Here is a 19,106-nt window from a genome sequence, read left to right as displayed (position 1 = left end):
ACGAGGAGGCAGCTGTGGCCACGGCGCCGATCAGTGGCACGAACGCAGCGCCGGTACGCGGCCGGTCCACCCGGCAGCGGGCGGCGGTGGCGGCGGCGCTCGACGAGGTCGACGAGTTCCGCAGCGCCCAGGAGCTGCACGACGTCCTCAAGCACCGCGGCGATTCCGTGGGCCTGACGACCGTCTACCGGACCTTGCAGTCACTCGCCGACGCGGGTGAGGTCGACGTCCTGCGCACCGCCGAGGGCGAGTCCGTCTACCGGCGGTGCTCCACCGGCGACCATCACCACCACCTGGTCTGCCGGCTCTGCGGCAAGGCGGTGGAGGTCGAGGGCCCGGCCGTCGAGCAGTGGGCCGAGATGATCGCCGCCCAGCACGGCTATGTGAACGTCGCGCACACCGTCGAGGTGTTCGGCACCTGCGCGGAGTGCGCCGCGAGCAAGGCGTAACGAGCGAAACGAACGCGAAAGGCGGGCCCGGGACGTGTCCAACGTCCCGGGCCCGCCTCATTCACGTCACTTTTCCCGCCACTTTCCGCGCGGCTCCCGCGTCACTTCTCGGCAGCCTCGGCCGTCTCGGCCGCCTTCGCCGTCTCGGCCGCCTTCGCCGCCTCGACCGCCTCCGCCCCGCCGAAGCGACGGTCGCGCTGGGCGTACTCCAGGCAGGCACGCCACAGGTCCCGACGGTCGAAATCCGGCCACAGAACGTCCTGGAAGACCATCTCGGCGTACGCGCTCTGCCAGATCAGGTAGTTCGAGGTGCGCTGCTCGCCGCTGGGGCGCACGAAGAGGTCCACGTCCGGCATGTCCGGGTAGTAGGTGTACTTCGCGAAGGTCTTCTCGTTGACCTTGGACGGGTCGAGCCTCCCCGCCGCCACGTCCTGGGCGATGCGCTGCGCGGCATCGGCGATCTCGGCGCGACCGCCGTAGTTGACGCAGAAGTACAGCGTCATCCTGTCGTTGTCCTTGGTCTGCTCCTGGGCGACCTGGAGCTCCTGGACGACGGACTTCCACAGCTTGGGCATCCGGCCCACCCAGCGGATGCGGATGCCGAGCTCGTCCATCTCGTCGCGGCGGCGGCGGATCACGTCGCGGTTGAAGTTCATCAGGAACTTCACCTCGTCCGGCGAGCGCTTCCAGTTCTCCGTGGAGAAGGCGTAGAGCGAGAGGTTCTTGACGCCCATCTCGATACAGCCCTTGAGCACGTCCATGACGACGCCCTCACCGACCTTGTGGCCCTCGGTGCGCGGCAGACCCCGCTCCTTGGCCCAGCGGCCGTTGCCGTCCATCACGACGGCGACGTGCTGGGGCACCAGCTCGCCGGGGATCTTCGGAGGCCTCGCGCCCGTGGGGTGCGGCTCGGGGGTCTTGTACGTGCGCCGGTTGCGGCCGCCGAGGATCCCGCGTACTGCCATGAGCTTCTCAGTCTCCCTGTGTCACTTCTCCACGCACCGCGTCGTCTGCCCGACGCACCGCGTCACTTCTCCACGTGCTGCGTCACTTCTCGACGTACCGCAGCGAGCGCAGTCCGCGCTCCAGATGCCAGTGCAGATAGGCGGACACCAGCCCGCTCCCCTCCCTGACATGACGCGCCTCGCACGCGTCCGCCGTCGCCCAGTCGCCGCTGAGCAGCGCGCTCAGCAGGGTCAGGGCCTGTGCCGAGGGTACGACGCTGCCGGGGACCCGGCAGTCACCGCATATGACGCCCCCCGCCGCGACGGAGAAGAACCGGTTGGGACCGGGCATTCCGCACTTGGCGCAGTCCTCGAAGCTGGGCGCGTAGCCGTTCACCGCGAGCGAGCGCAGCAGGAACGCGTCCAGGATCAGATGGGGGGCGTGCTCGCCCCGGGCGAGGGTGCGCAGACCGCCGACGAGCAGCAGGTACTGCTGGACGGCCGGCTCGCCCTCGTGGTCGGTGAACCGCTCGGCGGTCTCCAGCATCGCGGTGCCCGCCGTGTAGCGGGCGTAGTCGGCGACGATCCCGCCGCCGTACGGGGCGATCGTCTCGCTCTGGGTGCAGAGCGGCAGCCCGCGGCCGACCAGCTCGCCGCCGCGCGCGAAGAACTGCACGTCGACGTGGGAGAAGGGCTCCAGGCGGGCGCCGAACTTGGACTTGGTGCGGCGCACCCCGCGCGCGACGGCCCGCACCCGGCCGTGGCCGCGGGTCAGGATCGTGATGATCCGGTCGGCCTCGCCCAGTTTCTGCGTACGCAGCACGATGCCGTCGTCCCGGAACAAGCTCATGGGCCCATTGTCGCCCACCCGGCGCCCGGGGCGGGGGCGGCCCGGAGAAGGCCGCTACGAGGGCGTACGGGCGGCTGCGGCCAGCAGGCGGGCGGTGTCGTCGGCGGGGAGCCGGAGGGCGGTGCCGACCGTGGTCAGGACCTGGCGCTCGGCGGCGCAGTAGGGCCCGTCGGCCAGCGCGATCCGGGCGCCCTGGAGGAGGACGGACTCACGGCCGGCGGTGGCCAGGTGCGGGGCGAGCGGGGCCAGCACCTCGTGCAGCTCGATGGCGAGGGTCGGTCCGCAGGCCTCGGCGGCCGGGTCGGAACCGGAGCCCCGCCCGGTGTCGGCGGCCAGCACCTCGACGACGGTGTACAGCTGCTCCTGGGTGCAGTCGTCGAGCCCGGCGTCGCGCACGGTGGCGACGGCGGCCTCCAAGACCGTGCGGGAGGTGGTGCCCCCGGCGGCGAGGACGGCCAGGGTGACGGTGTGGACGGCCTCGCGGAGCATCGCCGAGAACCGGGTCGTGGTGGGGTGGTCCAGCGCCTCGGGGGCGTAGTGGGTGAGGCAGGCGGCGCACTCGACGACGGGCTCGGTCTCGCCCCGGCCGACCAGCGGGACGCCGAGGACGGTGAGACGGCGGCGGCCGGTGAGCCGGCGGTAGTTGCGGTCTCCCCCGCAGCCGGGGCAGAAGAAGGCGCCGTCGCCGACGGCGTTCCAGATGGTGCGAACGCCGCAGAGGACCGGCCTCAGAGCGCGTTGTCCTTTGGCTGACCGCACGTCGCACACCTCCGTAACGCTCCGGCAACATTGCCGTGTGTTGGACGTGATGTTAGCCACACGCGCGTTGCGGCGTCAGCCTCTGGGACGTCACAACCCCCGGATATGGCCGAACCCCGACCACCCGGAGCGGGCGGTCGGGGTCCGTCATTGCCGTCGTACGGGGTCGAACCGGACGTCCGTACGAAGAGGGCGACGCAGGGGGCCGGACGGGTCAGCGGGCCGCGCGGTTGACGGCGGAGACGACCGCCTTGAGCGAGGCGCGGGTGGTGTTGGCGTCGATGCCGATGCCCCACAGGACCTTGCCGTCGATCGCGCACTCGATGTACGAGGCGGCCTGGGCGCTGGCGCCCTCGCTCATCGTGTGCTCGGTGTAGTCCAGCAGCCGGGCGTCGATGCCGATGGCCTGGAGCGCCTCGAAGAACGCGGAGATCGGCCCGTTGCCCGTGCCGCTCAGCACGGTGTCCGCGCCGTCGACGGTGGCCTCGACGGTCAGTGTGTCCCGGCCGTCGGTGTCGGTGGTGGTCTGGCCGGAGCGGAGCTGGACGCGCCCCCAGGCGTTGCCGGTGTTCGGCAGGTACTCGTCCTGGAAGGTGGTCCAGATCTGGGCCGGGGTGACCTCGCCGCCCTCGGCGTCGGTCTTGGCCTGAATGATCCGGGAGAACTCGATCTGCATCCGGCGCGGCAGGTCCAGCTTGTGGTCGTTCTTCAGGACGTAGGCGATACCGCCCTTGCCGGACTGGGAGTTGACCCGGATGACGGCCTCGTAGGAGCGGCCCACGTCCTTCGGGTCGATCGGCAGGTACGGCACGGCCCACTCGATCTCGTCGACCGTCCTGCCCTGCGCGGCGGCGTCGGCCTCCATGGCGTCGAAGCCCTTCTTGATGGCGTCCTGGTGGGAGCCGGAGAAGGCGGTGTAGACCAGATCGCCCGCGTAGGGGTGGCGCGGGTGGATCTCCATCTGGTTGCAGTACTCGCTGGTGCGACGGATCTCGTCGATCTGCGAGAAGTCGATCTGCGGGTCGACGCCCTGGGAGAAGAGGTTCATGCCCAGGGTGACCAGGTCGACGTTGCCGGTGCGCTCGCCCTGGCCGAACAGGCAGCCCTCGATGCGGTCGGCGCCGGCCATGACGGCCAGCTCGGCGGCGGCGACGGCGGTGCCCCGGTCGTTGTGCGGGTGGACCGACAGGCAGACGAACTCCCGGCGGGTCAGGTTGCGGGACATCCACTCGAAGCGGTCCGCGTGGGTGGAGGGCGTCGAACGCTCCACGGTGGCGGGCAGGTTGAGGATGATCTCGCGCCCCTCCTCCGGCTGCCACACGTCGCAGACGGCCTCGCAGACCTCCAGGGCGAAGTCCAGCTCGGTGTCGGTGAAGATCTCCGGGCTGTACTGGTAGCCGAAGATCGTCTCGGGGCCCAGGATCTTCTCGGCGTACTCCATGACCAGCCGGGTGCCGTCCACCGCGATCTGCTTGACCTCCTCGCGCGAACCGCGGAAGACGACGCGGCGGAAGGTGGGGGCGGTGGCGTTGTACAGGTGGACGGTGGCCCGGCGGGCGCCGACCAGCGACTCCACGGTGCGCTCGATCAGCTCCTCGCGGGCCTGCGTCAGGACGGAGATCGTCACGTCCTCGGGGATCGCGCCCTCTTCGATGATGGAGCGTACGAACGCGAAGTCGGTCTCGCCGGAGGACGGGAAGCCGACCTCGATCTCCTTGTAGCCCATCTTCACGAGCAGGTCGAACATCTCGCGCTTGCGGGCCGGGGACATCGGGTCGATCAGCGCCTGGTTGCCGTCGCGCAGATCGGTGGAGAGCCAGCGGGGCGCGACGGTGATCCGGTTGTCGGGCCAGGTGCGGTCGGCGATGTCCACGGCCTCGTAACCGCGGTACTTGTGAACCGGCATCCCGGACGTCTTCTGGAGTTGCGTCGCGTTGGTGATCGGGGTGGGGCGGCCGACGGAATCAGCAGAGGGATTCACGGTGCTACCGGCAGGATTCACGGTGGTCATGGCGTAGGGCTCCTCGGTCCAGCGGGGATCGGCCGACTGTGTCGCTGCAGCACCAGACTCCGCGGGGAGGGGGTCGGCCTACGACTACAGGCCCTCGCCGCGGCAGCTAAGGAGAAGCAGCCCGAAACGCATGATGCGACGAGCGTAACCGAGTGTGGCCCGTGGTGTCGGTCCGTATCAGTATGCGGGACCGGGCATCGATGACGGGTAAACAGTGACTCATCACTCCATTTCGTCAATCACCGTCGCAACCAGTGACAGCGCCGTGACGGAGTGCCACAGTCGTTCTATGCACCTTCGAACCGACGGCGATCTCCACCCCGTCTTCTGCACCATCGTTCCGCCCCACGTCCTCGATCACCTGTCCCGGTCCGCCGACGCGCGGCTCGCGGATCCGGCCCGCCGCACCCTGGCGGCCGACGGCCTGCGCCGTGACCGCCGCCGGGCGACGGCCCTCGCCGCCGTCCCGGCCGTCCACGGCGTGGGCGCGGTCCCCAGCAAGCCCCACCGCATCCTGTACGACTGCGGGAACGGCACCACCCTGCCCGGCCACAAGGTCCGCGAGGAGGGCGACAAGCCCACCTCCGACGCCAGCGTCAACCGTGCCTACGCCGGCCTCGGCGCCACCTTCGACCTGCTCCTCTCGGCGTACGGGCGCAGCTCGATCGACGGCAAGGGGCTGCCGCTGATCGGCTCCGTGCACTACGGCGAGGAGTACAACAACGCGTTCTTCGACGGCGAGCAGATGGTCTTCGGGGACGGCGACGGCGAGATCTTCCTCGACTTCACCGTCGCGGTCGACGTGATCGCCCACGAGCTGGCCCACGGGCTGACGCAGCACACCGCCAACCTGCGCTACGAGGGCCAGTCGGGCGCACTCAACGAGTCGGTGTCCGACGTCTTCGGCGCACTGGTGAAGCAGTTCTCGCTGGGCCAGAGCGCGGAGCAGGCCGACTGGCTGATCGGGGCAGGACTCCTGGCGCCCCGGGTCAGCGGCGACGCGCTGCGCTCGATGAAGGCCCCGGGCACGGCGTACGACGACGACGTCCTCGGCAAGGACCCGCAGCCCGCCTCGATGGACGACTACATCGAGACGGAGGAGGACAACGGCGGCGTCCACCTCAACTCCGGCATCCCCAACCGCGCGTTCTACCTCCTGGCCACCGCGCTGGGCGGCAACTCCTGGGAGCGCGCCGGGCAGATCTGGTTCGACGTGCTGACCGGCGGCGAGCTGACGGCGAACGCCGACTTCGCGCAGTTCGCCCGGCTGACGGTCGCGGCGGCGGGCGACCGCTTCGGCGCGGCCGACGAGCGGGAGGCGGTCCTGAAGGCCTGGTCGGAGGTGGGCGTTCCGACCCGGGCGTGACCCGGCCCGGGGCGACCCGGACCGGCCCGTCGAGAAGGCGGAGTTGAGCGCCCGGCCCGCCCCCGATAGACAGGACCCCATGCGTATTCAGGTCAGCAGGACCGGCGGCTTCGCCGGTATCGCCCGCCGCCGTGAGGTCGACACCGAGGGGCGGGCGGACGCCGCGGAGTGGCGGGCGCTCGCCGAGGAGGCGCTCGGCTCCGCGCGGAACACCCCGACGGCGGGCGTACCGGACGGTTTCCGGTACGAGATCACCGTCGGGGACCGCACCGTGTACTGCGCTGACCCCGATCTGACCGGGGCGCAGCGCACGCTGGTCTCACGCGTCCTCAAGGAGGGCGCGTGAGACCGGCTCGTATCGACGGACGCGGCCAGGTCCTGTCGGCCTGGGGAGAGTCCGCGGCTGCTTCGGGAGCCCGCCCTTGGGCCTCGGCGGCTTCGCACGGCCGGGCCGGCCTCCGGCCGCCGCACGGCGCCCGGCTCAGAACCCCAGCTTGCGCAGCTGCTTCGGGTCGCGCTGCCAGTCCTTGGCGACCTTCACGTGCAGGTCGAGGAAGACCGGTGTGCCGAGCAGGGCCTCGATGTGCTTGCGGGACTTGGTGCCGACGTCCTTGAGCCGCTGGCCCTTCGGGCCGATGATGATGCCCTTCTGGCTGGGGCGCTCGATGTAGACGTTGGCGTGGATGTCCAGCAGCGGCTTGTCCGCCGGACGGTCCGTGCGCGGCAGCATCTCCTCGACGACGACTGCGATGGAGTGCGGCAGCTCGTCGCGCACGCCCTCCAGCGCCGCCTCCCGGATCAGCTCCGCGACCATGACCATCTCGGGCTCGTCGGTGAGGTCGCCCTCCGGGTAGAGCGGCGGGCTCACCGGGAGCAGCGGGGCGATGAGGTCGGCGAGCAGATCGACCTGCTTGTCCCCCACCGCGGAGACGGGCACGATCTCGGCCCACTCGAAGCCCAGCTCCTCCGCGAGCGCGGAGACGGCGAGGAGCTGTTCGGCCAGCGCCTTCGACTCGACCAGGTCGGTCTTGGTGATGATGGCGATCTTGGGGGTCTTCTTGATCCCCGCGAGCTCCTTGACGATGTACTTGTCGCCGGGGCCGAGCTTCTGGTCGGCGGGGAGGCAGAAGCCGATGACGTCGACCTCGGCCCAGGTGGTCCGCACGACGTCGTTGAGCCGCTCGCCCAGGAGGGTGCGCGGCTTGTGGAGGCCGGGGGTGTCGACCAGGATCAGTTGCGCGTCGTCGCGGTGCACGATGCCGCGCACCGTGTGCCGGGTGGTCTGGGGGCGGTTGGAGGTGATCGCCACCTTCTGACCGACGAGAGCGTTCGTGAGGGTGGACTTGCCCGCGTTGGGGCGGCCCACGAAGCAGGCGAAACCGGCCCGGTGGGGGGAGGTGGTCTCCGCTTGCGCGGCAGCGGATTCTTGGTTCGGTCGAGCGCTCATGGCGACCATTCTCCCCGATCCCGGCGGCGCCGGAGCACAGCGGGCCGCGCGGCACCGGTCACGGACGCCTCAGTCGTCGCGGGTGGGGCGTCGACGGGCCCGTGCCCACAGGGCCCCTCCGGCGGCGGCGAGCAGGGCGAGCACTCCGGCCAGGAGCCACGGCACGGCCAGGAACGTGACGGCCGCCGACTCCCGGGTGCCCTCGGCGGTGGCGGTGAGTTCGACCTCGGCCCGGTCCAGCTGCGGCGCCCCGTCCCAGGTCTCGGTGAGCCGGACCTGCTGGCGGGGCAGCAGCTCGGCGGGCAGCTTCGTCAGGCCGCGTTCCAGCAGGGTCCGGCCGAAGAGGCCCTCGGCGCGCAGGGCGACGGCCGGGGCGAGGGTGACGTTCCCCCGGTTGTGCAGGGTGTACGAGATGACGGCGCGGCTCGTGCCGGTGCCCGGGACGAGGGGCCGGTCCTGCTCGATCCGGAGGTCCTCGACGGAGAGCGCGGGGACGGTGGGCCCGTTCACCCGCAGATGGATCCGGGCGCCGACGGCCCGGCGGACCCCGACGGCCAGGGCGCCGCGGCGGGTGGCCTCGACGCGTTCGTCCAGGGCGATCAGGGCGCCCGGGTGGTCGCCCGGCTCGGCGTTGTCCGGGACGGTGATGGTCAGGGGCACGGTGACCGAGGCCTTGGGGCCCACGGTGACGGTGTCCCGGTCGGTGCGGGCCCAGGCTCCCACGGAGCGCTGCTTCTCGCCGCGGTCGCGGACCGCGAAACCGCCGTCGCGCGGGGTGTTGTAGGCGTCGGCCGCGTACAGCCGCAGGGTCAGCGGCTTCGCGGTCTTGTTGGTGACGGTGACCTTGTCGGTGAGCGTGGTGCCCGGGGCGGCGAAGAGGTAGAGGGAGGGGCGTTCGCCGGACGGGCCGGAGGCCGGCTGGACGGACCAGCTGCCGTTGTCGGCCGGGTGGGCGGCGGGCGTGCCGAGGAGCAGCAGGGCCGCCGCGAGGAGGAGTACGGAGAGCGTGCGCACGGTACGGGACCCCCAGGTCGCGTCCGGGTGGAGTGGGCCGGCCGGGTGCGCGCCCGGCCCACGGTGGTGAGGCCGTAAGGGCCTCGGGTGCGGGTCGGCGCCTCAGGTGAGCGTGAGGGTCAGCACTCCCGCGTAGGAACCGGCCCCGGTGAAGGCCGGCACGTCCAGGGAGAGCCCCGCGTCGACGGTGAACTCCCCTCCGGTGGCCGCCCCGTCGGGCGTCGACGCCAGGGTGGCCCCGGCGCTGCCGACCGATCCGGCGCTGCCCGCCGCGCAGGTGCTCGGGCTGCCGGGCTTCGTGGCACACGACGGGGTCCAGTCGAGGGCGTCGGCGCTGATCCGCGCCCCGCCCGGACCCTTGAAGTCGGTGACCTTGCCGGTGAGGGACCAGCCCGCGGGGCCGCCGCGGAAGTCCTCGACGGTCACCGTGCGCAGGTCGCCGGTGGAGGCGCCGCCCCGGCCGAAGTCGACCCCGGACAGCTGGACGCTGTCGCCGGCCTGGGTCATGGCCAGGGTGCCCGCCCGGACGGTGGTGGTGAGCCGCTGGCTGCCGTCGGGGATCCCGCCGCCCCCGGTGACGGTGTACGCCAGCGGTCCGGCCCCCTTCTCGGCGTCCCAGGCGCCGCCCTCGTAGGCGACGATGCCCGTGGTGTCCGGGTCGCTGACGGCGAGCCGGGCGGTGAAGGCCCCGGAGCCGTCGGCGGTGGCCCTGGCGGTGTCCCCGGTCTGCGCGTCGCCGTCGCGGCCCGCCACCGTGATGCCCGCGCCGGGGGTGAACTTCGTGCCGGTGACGGTGACCTCGTCGCCCGCCGCCCCGGAGGCCGCCGAGAGCCGGACGGTGCGCTCGTTGACCTGGCCGCCGCCGGTGGCGACGACGGTCTCCGACACGGGGGCGGGCGGGCCCGTCACCGTGCAGGGGGTGTCCAGCTCCATGATGTAGCTGGTGTGGATGTTGTAGTCGCCGGGCGACAGGGTGATCGCGCCGGGCGCGGTGACGGTGAACGTGCCCGTCATGGAGAAGGACGGGAAGGCGCCCTTACCGGGGACCGGGGGGTTCTTCTTCGGCCCCGTGACCGTGACGTCGCCGCTCTGCGCGCCGCCGAGGGTGACCTCCCCGGTCGGCGTCATGATGTCGGCGGGCAGGGCCAGGTCGACCGGGTTGCTGGCGGCCGGCACGACCACGGTGTAGGTGACGGCGACGGTGTCGCCGACCTGCGGGGTCGTGTTGTCGACGGTGATCCGCGCGGTCGTGGTGCCGTCGATGGGCGGGATGCCCGCGATGGGCGGCGGGATGCAGTGGGTGGGGAAGTCGACCTCGACGGAGGCCGTCGCGGCGGCCTGTGCCGGGCCTCCGAGCAGCCCTCCCCCGGTGACGACGAGTGCGGTGACGCCCAGGGCGGCGGCCCAGCGGCGCCGCGGTTCGGTGGATCTTCGCATGGTCGGTCGCATGAATTCGGTGCCCTCCTGCGGAAAGCGGGACGGATGGTCTTCCGTACCGGCAGGGGGCCATTGATGACCCGGGCGAAAAAGAAGTCAATGCAGACGAAACGCGGCGACTGATGGGCCATCAGGTGATGGCATGATCGGCGGCCGGGCGGGCCGCCCCCTTCGGCCACCGGGCCGAGCGGGCCCGCCGCCACCCACCGGACCGGCCACGGTCAGCCGCCGGACGGGCCGACGGACCGGCCACCGCCGGACGGGCCGCCGACGGGCGCGCGGACCGGATCAGCCGGCCGTGACGCGGACCCGCAGCGTGCCGTCCGGGCCGGCGAGCAGCACGGGGGTCTCCGGCCCGCCGAGATCCCGCACCGCGGCCCGGTCGTCGTCGGAGGGCGTCTCGGCGGCGGAGACGACCGCTGCCGCCTCCAGTGAGGTGGCGCCGCTGGCCACCGCCATGGCGACGGCCGTCTGGAGGGCGCTGAGCTTCAGCGAGTCCAGCGCCACCGTGCCCGCGACGTACGTACGTCCCGTCTCGTCGCGCACGGCCGCGCCCTCGGGCACCCCGTTGCGGGCACGGGCGCTGCGCGCCAGGGTGACGATCTTGCGGTCCTCGGCGGCGAGGTCGGTGGTGTCGGTCATGGCACGAGCATAGAGAAGGTCCGCCGGAGGCGGTCAGGGGCGGTCCAGCCGCAGCCGCTCCGCCCTCGGGAGCCCGGCGACCACCAGGTCGTAGGAGTCCTCGACCAGCTCGCGCAGCATCCGGTCCGGGACGCCGGAGACGGTGACCGTGTTCCAGTGCCGCTTGCTCATGTGCCAGCCGGGCACGATCGCGGGGTGCGTCTCGCGGAGCCGGATCGCCTCGTCGGGATCGCACTTGAGGTTGACGGTGAGCGGGCGGGCGTCCAGCGCGGTGAGGGCGAACATCTTGCCGAGCACCTTGAAGACCGAGGTCTCCGGGCCGAAGGGGAACTCCTCCACGCTCGCGTTGAACTCCAGGCAGAAGGCCCGCAGCCGCTCCGGCGTCATTCCGCCTCCTTCTCCCCGGGTTCCGGGTGCTCGGGCTCCACGAGCACCGTGACGATCTTGTTCCGGCGGCCCGCCGGGGACTCCGCGGTGAGCCGGATCCGACGCTGGTCGGGCAGCTCGACGACGGCGGACGCACCCGCGATCGGGACCCGGCCGAGCGCCTTGGCGAGCAGGCCGCCGACGGTCTCCACGTCCTCGTCGTCGTACTCGTCGAGGCCGAAGAGGTCGCCGAGGTCCCCGATGTCGAGGCGGGCGGTGACGCGGTAGCAGCCGTTCTCCAACTCCTGGACGGGCGGCAGCTCCCGGTCGTACTCGTCGGTGATCTCGCCGACGATCTCCTCCAGGATGTCCTCGATGGTGACGATGCCCGCCGTGCCGCCGTACTCGTCGATGACGACCGCGACATGGCTGCGGTCCCGCTGCATCTCGCGCAGCAGGTCCCCGGCGTTCTTGGTGTCGGGGACGAAGGCGGCGGGGCGCATCGCCGTGGAGACGGGGTCGGACTCGGACTCGCGGTTGATGTGCGTCTTGCGGACCAGGTCCTTGAGGTAGACGATCCCGACGACGTCGTCCTCGTTCTCGCCGGTGACCGGCATCCGGGAGAAACCGGACCGCAGGGCGAGGGTGAGGGCCTGCCGGATCGTCTTGTAGCGCTCGATGGAGACGAGGTCGGTGCGCGGCACCATGACCTCGCGGACCAGGGTGTCGCCCAGCTCGAAGACGGAGTGCACCATGCGGCGCTCGTCGTCCTCGATGAGCGATTCCGCCTCGGCGAGGTCGACCATGGCGCGCAGCTCGGCCTCGCTGGCGAACGGGCCCTTGCGGAACCCCTTGCCGGGGGTCAGCGCGTTGCCGACGAGGATCAGCAGCTGCGGGACCGGCCCCATGATCCGGGCCAGCGGCAGCAGGACGTACGCGGCGGCCGTGGCCGTGTTCAGCGGGTGCTGGCGGCCGATGGTGCGCGGGGAGACGCCGATGGCCACGTAGGACACGAGGACCATCACGCCCATGGCGACGGCCAGTGCCTCCCAGGTCTCGGGGAACTCCTGGAGACAGGCGTACGTGACGAGCACCCCGGCCGACATCTCGCAGGCGACCCGCACCAGCAGGGCGACGTTGAGATAGCGGGTCGGGTCGGCGGCGATCTGCGCCAGCTTGGCGCTGCCGCGCCGGCCGGACCGGACCGCCTCGTCCGCCCGGAAGCTGGAGGTACGGGCGATACCGGCCTCCGCGCAGGCGGCCAGCCAGCCGACGACGACCAGCAGCACGGCACCGATGATCAGGGGCGCGCTCACGAGACGGTGGGGGCGGGGGAAGCGCCGGTGAGACCGTGCTCACCGCGCCAGCCGTCCACGATGGCGGCCTGGAGACCGAACATCTCGGCCTTCTCGTCCGGCTCCTCGTGGTCGTACCCCAGCAGGTGCAGCACCCCGTGGACGGTCAGGAGCTGGAGCTCCTCGTCCATGGAGTGCTGCGTCGGGGCCTCTTCGCCCTGCTTCTTCGCGACCTCCGGGCAGAGCACGATGTCACCGAGGAGCCCCTGCGGGGGCTCCTCGTCGTCCTTGGCCGGCGGACGCAGCTCGTCCATCGGGAAGGACATGACATCGGTCGGGCCGGGGAGGTCCATCCACTGGATGTGCAGCTGCTCCATGGCGTCGGTGTCCACCACGATCACCGAGAGCTCGGACAGCGGGTGGATCCGCATCCGGGCCAGTGCGTAGCGGGCGATGTCGAGGATCGCCTGCTCGTCGACCTCGGTTCCGGACTCGTTGTTGACGTCGATCGACATGGTGCGCTGCGACTACTTCCCTTGACGACGGTCGCGTCGGCCGCTCTCGCGGCCTTCCGCCCGACCGTCCTGCTGACCGTTTCGGCTGTCGTACTTCTCGTACGCGTCGACGATACGGCCGACGAGCTTGTGCCGGACGACATCCTGGGAGGTGAGCCGGGAGAAGTGCACGTCGTCCAGGCCCTCCAGGATCTCCTGGACCTGCCGCAGCCCGCTCTTGGTGCCGCTCGGCAGGTCGACCTGGGTGATGTCACCGGTGATGACGATCTTGGAGTCGAAGCCGAGGCGGGTGAGGAACATCTTCATCTGCTCGGCGCTGGTGTTCTGCGCCTCGTCGAGGATGATGAAGGCGTCGTTCAAGGTCCTGCCCCGCATGTACGCCAGCGGCGCGACCTCGATCGTGCCCGCCGCCATCAGCCGCGGGATCGAGTCGGGGTCGAGCATGTCGTGCAGGGCGTCGTAGAGCGGGCGGAGATACGGGTCGATCTTGTCGAACAGGGTGCCCGGCAGGAAGCCGAGCCGCTCCCCCGCCTCGACCGCGGGCCGGGTCAGGATGATCCGGCTGACCTGCTTCGACTGGAGGGCCTGGACGGCCTTGGCCATGGCGAGGTAGGTCTTGCCCGTACCGGCGGGACCGATGCCGAACACGATCGTGTGCTCGTCGATCGCGTCCACGTACCGCTTCTGGTTGAGCGTCTTGGGGCGGATGGTGCGGCCGCGGTTGGAGAGGATGTTCTGCGTGAGCACCTCGGCGGGCGTCTCGCCCTGGGGGTCTCCCTGTCCGTTGCCGGCCGCCCTGAGCATGGCGATCGACCGTTCCACTGCGTCCTCCGTCATCGGCGCTCCGGTGCGGAGCACAAGCATCATCTCGTCGAACAGGCGTTGGATGAGAGCGACGTCGGCGGCCTCGCCCGTGGCACTGATCTCATTGCCCCGGACATGGATGTCGGCCGCCGGGAAGGCCTCTTCGATGACGCGCAACAGCGAGTCGCCCGATCCCAGGAGCATCACCATGGGGTGTGCGGCCGGGATGTTGATCTGGGCACGCGCCTGCGGCTGTGTGGGTGACTGAGTCATGGGCCGGCCCTATGGCCTGCGCATACCTCCCGTTGCAGGGTTCTCGCTGCTCGACAACCTCTGGATTACCAAGCGTACGACCTGGCGGTGACAACGCAGAGTGCTTTTACCGCCCGTGCGTGCGACGCGGCGCCGCGGCCGGGCGGCGGCGGGGTCACTGGCGGAAACCGATCGTGGGCACGGCGCGCCGCAGCGGCCAGGCGCGGGCCGTGGTCGGCAGCAGGTCGTCCAGGAAGGCGTAGCGCTCCAGGGCGGCGGGGGCCTGGCTCTCGCAGGTGCGGATCAGCTGCCACCAGGCGGCGACCTCGGCCCAGCCGGGGGCGGAGAGCGAGCCGCCGAACTCCTGGACCGAGAGGGCGGCGGTGAGCCCGGCGAAGGCGAGCCGGTCGGCGAGCGGCCAGTCGGCGAGGGTGCCGGTCACGAAGCCGGCGACGAAGACGTCCCCGGCGCCGGTGGGGTCGAGCGCCTCCACCTCGATGGCGGGCACGGCCGCGGCGGCACCGGTGCGGCCGTCCACGGCGTACGCGCCCTCGGCGCCCAGGGTGACCACGGCGAGCGGGACGCGTTCGGCGAGCGCGTGGGCGGCGGCGCGCGGGCAGTCGGTGCGGGTGTAGCGCATCGCCTCCTCCGCGTTGGGCAGGAACGCCTCGCAGTGCGCCAGGTCGGGCAGGGCGTCCAGGTCCCAGCGGCCGGTCTCGTCCCACCCCACGTCGGCGAAGATCAGCGCGCCGTTGCGGGCGGCCGCGGCCACCCAGGGCTCGCTCCGGCCGGGGGCGAGCGAGGCGATGGCGGCACGGGCGCGCGGCGGGCAGTTCGGGAAGGCCGGGGCGGGGGTTCCGGTGGGGGCGGGCGCCTCGTGGCCGTGCGAGACCATCGTGCGCTCGCCCTCGTACGCCATGGAGACGGTCACCGGGGAGTGCCAGCCGGGGACCGTGTGCGACATCGACAGGTCGATGCCCTCGCCCTGTTCGAGGGCGTCCCAGCAGTACTCCCCGTAGTGGTCGTCGCCGAAGGCGGCGGCGAGGGAGGTGTGCAGGCCGAGGCGGGCCAGGGCGGTGGCCATGTTGGCGACGCCGCCGGGGCTGGAGCCCATGCCGCGCGCCCAGGACTCGGTGCCGCGGACGGGGGCGCTGTCCAGGCCGGTGAAGACGATGTCGAGGAAGACCGGGCCCGTCAGGAAGACGTCGCAGGCGGGGTCCCGGGGGGCGCGCAGCGCCTGTAGCGGGTCGATGCCCGGAGTGTCTGTGCTCACCGTGCGCTCCCGGTGTCGTGCGGCGGATCCCGGCCGGATCCGGACCGTGTGGGATGCGGCCAGTCTGCCCGATGCGCGGGGGCGAACGCAGTGTCCACGCCCATGTGTTCGCAGTACGCCTGACCTGCATAAACATGCGCTAATACCCGGGGATCGCCTGCATAAACACATAAGTGGCCCAGATCACAGCGGGGCGGCTTCCGGGGAGCCGGAAGCGCTTGATACAAATTGCCCCGCGAGCACCTTCGGGGACCTTCTCCGACGAGAGCCGCATATCCCAGCATTCCGCTGTAAATCCCTGCCGTACCCGTGTGCCGTCGTGTGCCCTCGCACGCGCCGCTCGCTCCGCTGTGCCCTGCTCCGCCCTCCCCCTCCCCCCTGCCTGCTCAGGCATGTCTTCAGGAACGCCCATGTCCTCGCGCCCTGGTGCAGCGTGGCCCCTGGTGGCCGTGTTCACCGCCGGTTATCTCGCCTCCTATCTGCTCCCCACCATCGTCGGCCGGCTCAGCGCCCAGCTGGGGCTGAGCCCCGCCCAGGCGGGCCTGGTCGGCAGTGCCCTGCTGCTCAGCTCGGCCGGCGCCGGCTTCTCCCTGGCGGGCCGGGTCGAGCGGTACGGGGCGCGCACCCCCGCCCGCGTCGGGCTGATACTGGCCGCCCTCGGCTACGGGGGCGCCGCGCTCGCCGGTTCCGTACCGCTGGTGGTGCTCGGTGTGGTGGTCGGCGGGTTCGGATCCGGTACGGCGACGGCGGTCGCCGCGGCGGGGATCGCCGCCCGGCGCGACCCGCACCGGACGTCCTCGCTCGGGCTGCTGACCGTGTCCGCGACCGCGGGCGTCCTCTACCTGACCATCCCCCACCTGGGCGGCGGCCACCGGCTGCCGTTCGCCGCCATCGCCCTGGTGGCCCTGCTCGTCTGGCCCGCGACCGCCCGGCTCGGCGGTGCGACGACGACCGGGGAGACCGCCTCGCCGATCACCGGCCGGCTCCCGCACCGCCGCTCCGGGCTCGTCCTGGCGGGCGGCATGCTCGTCTGGTCCATGGCGCAGAACGCGCTGTGGGGGGTGAGCAGCCGTATCGGCGTGGTCCAGGTGGGGCTGTCCGAGGTCACCGTCGGCGCGGTGTTCGCCGCCGCGCTCGGCGCGGGGCTGCTCGGGGTGATGGGCGCGGGGCTGCTCGGCGCGCGGCTCGGCCGGGCGGTGCCGATCGGGGTGGGGACGGTGGTGATCGCGGCGAGCATCGTGCTCAGCTCGTCGGCCCGGGACCTCGGGTCGTTCGCGACCGGGGAGATCATGTGGAACACCGTCTACCCGGTGGTCCTCTCCTACCTCATCGGGCTCGCCGCCTCGCTGGACGTGCGCGGTCGCTGGGCGGTGCTGGCGGGTTCCGCCTCCTCCGTGGGGGTGGCCTGCGGTCCGCTGCTGGGCAGCGTGCTCTCCGAGGAGGCCGGTTATCCGGCGATGGGGCTGATCCTGGGGGCGGCCACCCTGCTGGTCGCCGCCCCCGTGACCGCCGTGGCGCTGCACACCGGGGGCCGTCCGCTGGTGCCCGGTTCGGTACGCCGCCGCGGTGGTGCTCCGGCGGCCCTGCTCGCCGCCACCACCGGGAGTCTGTCCGGCGCGGTGCCGAAGCTCGGTTCGCCGGAACAGGCCGTCACGGAACTGCGGGTGCCGGCCCTGCGGCGCAGGCGGCTGGTGCGCAGCGCGATCCGGACGGCCGGTCCGGACGGCGGTTCCGGTCAGTCGAACGCGTACGCCTCGACCTCGGACAGGTAGCGCGCCCTGCGCTCCTCGTCGTGGTCGAGGAAGGCCGCCTCGAAGGAGTTGCGGGCCAGGGTGCGCAGTTGCTCCGGATCCAGGGCGAGTGCGTCGCGGACGGCGTCGAAGTTGTCCCCGGCGTACCCGCCGAAGTAGGCGGGGTCGTCGGAGTTCACCGTGCAGTGGAGTCCGGCGGCCAGCATCGCGGGCAGCGGGTGGTCGGCCAGTGTGTCGACCGTGCGCAGCCGTACGTTGGAGAGCGGGCAGAGTGTGAGCGGCACCCGGTCGGCGACCAGCCGCTCCACCAGCTCGGGGTCCTCCAGGCAGCGCAGTCCGTGGTCGACGCGCTCGACGCCGAGGACGTCGAGGGCCTCCCGGATGTACTCCGGCGGGCCCTCCTCGCCGGCGTGGGCCACCTTGCGCAGGCCGAGGGCGGTGGCCGCCTCGTAGACCTCGCGGAACTTGGCGGGCGGGTGGCCGACCTCGGCGGAGTCCAGGCCGATCGCGCTGATCCGGTGGAGGTACGGCTTGGCCGCGTCCAGGGTGCCGAGGGCGGATTCGGCGGACAGGTCGCGCAGGAAGCACATGATCAGCTGGGTGGAGACGCCGTGGGTCTCCTCGCTGCGCTCCAGCGCCCGGCCGAGCCCCTCGATGACGGTGCCGATCGGGACGCCCCGGGCGGTGTGGGCCTGCGGGTCGAAGAAGATCTCGGCGTGCCGGACGCCCTGGGCGGCGGCGCGGGCGAGGTAGGCGTCGACGAGTTCGGCGAAGTCCTCCTCGGTGCGCAGGACGGCCATCAGCGCGTAGTAGAGGTCCAGGAAGGACTGGAGGTCGTCGAACCGGTAGGCGGCGCGCAGTTCGTCGGTGGTGGCGTACGGCAGGGCCACCCCGTTGCGCTCGGCGAGGGCGAAGGCGAGTTCGGGTTCGAGGGTGCCTTCGATGTGAAGGTGGAGTTCTGCCTTGGGGAGGTGCACGGTGTCTCGCAAACAGGGGTGGGGGCGGATCAGGGGTGGTGCCGGGTGGGGACCGGGACCCGGATCAGGTCCTGGGCGACGGTGAGTTCGCCGTCGAACCCGGCGGCACGGGCCTGGGTCTCGAAGATCTCCGGGTCGCCGTAGCGCTGGGAGAAGTGGGTGAGCACGAGGTGGCGGACGCCCGACTCCCTCGCCACGCGGGCGGCCTGCCCGGCGGTCAGGTGCCCGTGGTCGACGGCGAGCTTCTCGTCCTCGTCGAGGAAGGTCGACTCGATGACGAGCATGTCGCTCCCTTCGGCGAGCGCGTACACCCCGTCGCAGAGCCGGGTGTCCATGACGAACGCGAACCGCTGCCCGCGCCGTTCCTCGGAGACCTGCTCCAGGGTGACACCGCCGAGGACGCCGTCGCGCTGGAGGCGGCCCACGTCCGGTCCGGCGATGCCGTGTTCCCTCAGCAGGGCGGGCAGCATGCGCCGGGTGTCGGGCTCGGTGAGGCGGTAGCCGTACGACTCGACGGGGTGCGAGAGCTTCGCGCTGTCCAGGGTGTACGCGGGGGTGGCGGCGAGGACGCCGCCGGCCCCGGCGACCGGTGCCTGGTTCAGCTCGACGGTCTCGCGGTAGGCCGTGGCGTACCGGAGCCGTTCGAAGAAGTGCTGCCCGCTCGCCGGGTAGTGGGCGGTCACCGGGTGCGGCACCTGGTCGAGGTTGATCCGCTGGATCACCCCGGCGAGTCCGAGGGAGTGGTCGCCGTGGAAGTGGGTGACGCAGATCCGGTGGATGTCGTGCGCGGCGACCCCGGCCCGCAGCATCTGGCGCTGGGTGCCCTCACCGGGGTCGAAGAGGATGCCCTCGCCGTCCCAGCGCAGCAGATAGCCGTTGTGGTTGCGGTGCCGGGTGGGCACCTGGCTGGCGGTGCCGAGCACCACCAGCTCGCGTACGGACATGGTCGGGGGC

19 protein-coding genes are annotated in these 19,106 nt (G+C 71.9%); 4 read left to right on the top strand and 15 right to left on the bottom strand.

What is annotated here, in order from left to right; genetic code table 11:
• Positions 1-14: 14 nt before the first annotated feature.
• On the top strand, positions 15-449 hold the full coding sequence (locus tag DTB53_RS28415; RefSeq protein WP_003969280.1) for a Fur family transcriptional regulator: 435 nt from the start codon (positions 15-17) through the stop codon (positions 447-449).
• Between the two features lie 101 nt (positions 450-550).
• Here DTB53_RS28415 and DTB53_RS28410 read toward each other — a convergent pair whose 3' ends face one another.
• From DTB53_RS28410 to leuA, 4 genes are all read right to left on the bottom strand, one after another.
• Entirely contained in the window at positions 551-1,414 is an 864-nt protein-coding gene (locus DTB53_RS28410) for an isoprenyl transferase (RefSeq protein WP_012381023.1), read from the bottom strand.
• Between the two features lie 82 nt (positions 1,415-1,496).
• Positions 1,497-2,243: a DNA repair protein RecO gene (recO, locus tag DTB53_RS28405; protein ID WP_003969277.1), complete on the bottom strand. Its 747-nt coding sequence runs from the start codon at positions 2,241-2,243 to the stop codon at positions 1,497-1,499.
• 54 nt (positions 2,244-2,297) lie between these two features.
• Entirely contained in the window at positions 2,298-3,002 is a 705-nt protein-coding gene (locus DTB53_RS28400) for a TerB family tellurite resistance protein (protein ID WP_042498767.1), read from the bottom strand.
• A gap of 214 nt (positions 3,003-3,216) precedes the next feature.
• Positions 3,217-5,013: a 2-isopropylmalate synthase gene (gene leuA, locus DTB53_RS28395; protein WP_003969275.1), complete on the bottom strand. Its 1,797-nt coding sequence runs from the start codon at positions 5,011-5,013 to the stop codon at positions 3,217-3,219.
• A 289-nt stretch (positions 5,014-5,302) separates the two neighbouring features.
• Here leuA and DTB53_RS28390 point away from each other — a divergent pair, with 289 nt between their 5' ends.
• The gene (locus tag DTB53_RS28390; protein WP_003969274.1) at positions 5,303-6,379 is read left to right on the top strand and encodes a M4 family metallopeptidase; all 1,077 of its coding nucleotides are present in this window, start codon (positions 5,303-5,305) and stop codon (positions 6,377-6,379) included.
• 79 nt (positions 6,380-6,458) lie between these two features.
• Complete coding sequence (locus DTB53_RS28385; protein WP_003969273.1) at positions 6,459-6,725, top strand: protealysin inhibitor emfourin; 267 nt, start codon at positions 6,459-6,461, stop codon at positions 6,723-6,725.
• Positions 6,726-6,860: 135 nt separating this feature from the next.
• Here DTB53_RS28385 and era read toward each other — a convergent pair whose 3' ends face one another.
• The 9 genes from era to DTB53_RS28340 all read right to left on the bottom strand — a co-directional run bounded on the left by era (position 6,861) and on the right by DTB53_RS28340 (position 15,424).
• Positions 6,861-7,835, bottom strand: coding sequence for a GTPase Era (gene era, locus DTB53_RS28380; RefSeq protein ID WP_012381021.1), 975 nt, complete (start codon positions 7,833-7,835; stop codon positions 6,861-6,863).
• A 60-nt stretch (positions 7,836-7,895) separates the two neighbouring features.
• The gene (locus DTB53_RS28375) at positions 7,896-8,840 is read right to left on the bottom strand and encodes a WxL protein peptidoglycan domain-containing protein (RefSeq protein ID WP_012381020.1); all 945 of its coding nucleotides are present in this window, start codon (positions 8,838-8,840) and stop codon (positions 7,896-7,898) included.
• A 102-nt stretch (positions 8,841-8,942) separates the two neighbouring features.
• Positions 8,943-10,289, bottom strand: coding sequence for a hypothetical protein (locus tag DTB53_RS28370; RefSeq protein ID WP_012381019.1), 1,347 nt, complete (start codon positions 10,287-10,289; stop codon positions 8,943-8,945).
• A 276-nt stretch (positions 10,290-10,565) separates the two neighbouring features.
• A complete protein-coding gene (locus DTB53_RS28365) occupies positions 10,566-10,919 on the bottom strand; it encodes a cytidine deaminase-like protein (protein ID WP_003969269.1) in 354 nt (117 codons plus the stop codon).
• Between the two features lie 33 nt (positions 10,920-10,952).
• A complete protein-coding gene (locus DTB53_RS28360) occupies positions 10,953-11,306 on the bottom strand; it encodes an MmcQ/YjbR family DNA-binding protein (RefSeq protein ID WP_003969268.1) in 354 nt (117 codons plus the stop codon).
• Positions 11,303-12,601, bottom strand: coding sequence for a hemolysin family protein (locus DTB53_RS28355; protein WP_012381018.1), 1,299 nt, complete (start codon positions 12,599-12,601; stop codon positions 11,303-11,305). The genes DTB53_RS28360 and DTB53_RS28355 overlap by 4 nt, the downstream gene beginning before the upstream one ends.
• Positions 12,598-13,095 (bottom strand): rRNA maturation RNase YbeY, encoded by a 498-nt coding sequence (gene ybeY, locus DTB53_RS28350; protein WP_003969265.1) that lies wholly within the window; start codon positions 13,093-13,095, stop codon positions 12,598-12,600. The genes DTB53_RS28355 and ybeY overlap by 4 nt, the downstream gene beginning before the upstream one ends.
• A 12-nt stretch (positions 13,096-13,107) precedes the next feature.
• Entirely contained in the window at positions 13,108-14,172 is a 1,065-nt protein-coding gene (locus DTB53_RS28345; RefSeq protein WP_012381017.1) for a PhoH family protein, read from the bottom strand.
• A gap of 154 nt (positions 14,173-14,326) precedes the next feature.
• Positions 14,327-15,424, bottom strand: coding sequence for a carbohydrate kinase family protein (locus DTB53_RS28340; RefSeq protein ID WP_012381016.1), 1,098 nt, complete (start codon positions 15,422-15,424; stop codon positions 14,327-14,329).
• A 410-nt stretch (positions 15,425-15,834) separates the two neighbouring features.
• Here DTB53_RS28340 and DTB53_RS28335 point away from each other — a divergent pair, with 410 nt between their 5' ends.
• Positions 15,835-17,196, top strand: coding sequence for an MFS transporter (locus DTB53_RS28335; RefSeq protein WP_003969262.1), 1,362 nt, complete (start codon positions 15,835-15,837; stop codon positions 17,194-17,196).
• Here the strand turns inward: DTB53_RS28335 and DTB53_RS28330 are convergent.
• The gene (locus tag DTB53_RS28330; RefSeq protein ID WP_003969261.1) at positions 17,160-18,152 is read right to left on the bottom strand and encodes an adenosine deaminase; all 993 of its coding nucleotides are present in this window, start codon (positions 18,150-18,152) and stop codon (positions 17,160-17,162) included. The two genes, DTB53_RS28335 and DTB53_RS28330, sit on opposite strands and share 37 nt — an antisense overlap.
• A gap of 29 nt (positions 18,153-18,181) precedes the next feature.
• Positions 18,182-19,096 carry a ribonuclease Z gene (locus DTB53_RS28325; protein ID WP_003969260.1) on the bottom strand — a complete coding sequence of 305 codons (915 nt, stop codon included), beginning with the start codon at positions 19,094-19,096 and terminating at the stop codon, positions 18,182-18,184.
• Positions 19,097-19,106: the final 10 nt, after the last annotated feature.

Origin of the sequence: Streptomyces griseus (assembly GCF_900460065.1) — a bacterium.
GTDB classification, from domain to species: Bacteria; Actinomycetota; Actinomycetes; order Streptomycetales; family Streptomycetaceae; genus Streptomyces; species Streptomyces griseus.
This window is presented reverse-complemented; position numbering and strand designations above follow the sequence as displayed.